Origin of the sequence: Moorena sp. SIO4A1 (assembly GCF_010672065.1) — a bacterium.
In the GTDB taxonomy this organism is placed as follows: Bacteria; Cyanobacteriota; Cyanobacteriia; order Cyanobacteriales; family Coleofasciculaceae; genus Moorena.
In genome coordinates, this window is sequence record NZ_JAAHHX010000459.1 from 1 (window position 1) to 1,845 (window position 1,845).

Annotated in this window: 3 protein-coding genes; all 3 read right to left on the bottom strand. The window is 34.1% G+C overall.

The genetic code is table 11. From position 1 onward, the window contains the following. A partial coding sequence (locus F6K53_RS39435) for a methyltransferase domain-containing protein (RefSeq protein WP_293085406.1) occupies window positions 1-658 on the bottom strand: 658 nt, incomplete at its 3' end. Between the two features lie 96 nt (window positions 659-754). Continuing rightward, the gene (locus F6K53_RS39440) at window positions 755-1,204 is read right to left on the bottom strand and encodes a hypothetical protein (protein ID WP_293085409.1); all 450 of its coding nucleotides are present in this window, start codon (window positions 1,202-1,204) and stop codon (window positions 755-757) included. 75 nt (window positions 1,205-1,279) lie between these two features. Next, a complete protein-coding gene (locus F6K53_RS39445; RefSeq protein WP_293085412.1) occupies window positions 1,280-1,687 on the bottom strand; it encodes a hypothetical protein in 408 nt (135 codons plus the stop codon). Window positions 1,688-1,845 lie beyond the last annotated feature (158 nt).

A 1,845-nucleotide genomic window follows, 5' to 3' on the forward strand; every position in this document is an offset into this window, starting at 1 on the left:
ATTTGTTATAATCAAAATCGATCACATCGTACTGCAATTCGAGTAAATCTAAGATTTCTTGGATATCTTCTGCTGTTATAAATCTTGTATAGTTATTCGGCTGTTCGTATTTTTTTAGATAAAAATCATATAATTGATTGTAACAAGAATCTGAACTTGCTTGACACATCAAAAAAATACCACTGGGTTTGATCAATGTCTTAATATGCTTTAGGATATCCTGAATTTTATTAATGTCTACAGTATAAAAGGAATGAATTGCCCAAATAAGATCGTAGTAGTTACTTTTTGGAATTGCTGTTTCAATAGTTTCTGTAGAAGATAAGAACCCTTGATTTGCCTGAAAGTGTTTTAATTGATTGAACACTGAACTACATTGATTCAGACAATAGTCTGAAACATCTAGCAAATCAGATGATAGCTTGAGTTCACTATCAATTTTTTTATCTAATAAATCTGGGAAAACTCCTGTTCCACAACCTATATCCAAAAGTTTTATTGTATCACTTCCAAATGAATCGATTATTTTTAAAAATCGATGACTATTAACAAGCTCTTCGTAATCTATCAAAGTAATTTTGAACCAAGAGTCTAGATCTAGATTACTTTTTTGATAGTAGTCTTGAGAAGGATTGAGATTGTCACTGTTTTGTTTCATGGCTGTTTCAGATGTAGGATATATTTTATTTTGGCTACTAACTAACTTAAGGCGGGATGGTGGAGCGGCACACCGTCCCGTTATAATTTTACCACTTTAAGCGGATACCCTTTCTTTTTCAAGATAAAATAAAATTCCGGAGTGTGGAAGCATTATTTCTCCCCCCTCCATCTTTTGCGCACAAGTGCCGAAGTAGTCTAGCAGCAGTCGCAATTGTAAGGGGGAAAAGTATGCTGTGTTGGCACCAACCATAAAATCTAGCAACTGTTTACCAACTTGAGACTCTTTAATAAAACACTCTTTAATGTTTACTGAAAACTCCATCGTTTCTTGACAAAATGAAATATTCCTTTCAATGAGGACTTTTTCTAGATCCTCGGCAAACCATCTAGGTTTTCCGTAAAGTCGCTGATTGATGTAGTAATAAGGTTGATTTAGTAATTTTTTTTTGTTTATTCCTACAATAATTATCCCTCTTTCCCTAAGAATTTGATGACTTTTGCGAATTGATGGTTCAATTTCGGAAAAATAGTATAGGGATTTCATGAATAAGATAATGTCAAATTTTTGGGGATATTCAAATGTTTCGAACCCAAGTGGATAAATATTGAAACTAAATTTTTATGAGTGTTCTTCACTAACTTCACGACACCATTCTTTTAGTTTCAGGCATTCTTTTTTATTGGGATCGACCCCAACAAAATGGATAGTTTTGTTTAGAGAAAGAAGCTTATTCAAAAAAGGCTTCTCAAAAATTCCGATCCCACAACCGATGCTAAGGATAGTGTAATGCTCTTGTGAAGACATCTTATCGTCTATAGCCTGAAGTGTGGCTTCAAGCATCATATCTTTTTCCTTATTCCGACTACGATAGGTAATTTGCCCTTCCCTATATTCTTGGTCGTTGAGTTTGACTATCTGTAGTCTTGGATCTGAGAATAAGTATGCGATCGCAGATTCTTGTAGACTCTCCAGGGTGCCTAATGAATCATAAAAACCATCGGTAAAACTATCATTTGTTAATGTCATCTATTTTTATTTTTCGTGATTAATCTATCTAATTTTAAGTGCATCAATACAAGGTTCCCCCATTATGCGTTTATGTCTTACGGGGGTTTCATCCACTCGCGCTTTGCATTAAGACGCCGTTTTTCATTTGTCAGACAACTCAACTTCTAAAAATTAGA

Coding starts and splice junctions, on each gene's coding strand:
- F6K53_RS39440 (WP_293085409.1), bottom strand. CDS start 1,204: ATGAAATCCCTATACTATTTTTCCGAAATTGAACCATCAATTCGCAAA.
- F6K53_RS39445 (WP_293085412.1), bottom strand. CDS start 1,687: ATGACATTAACAAATGATAGTTTTACCGATGGTTTTTATGATTCATTA.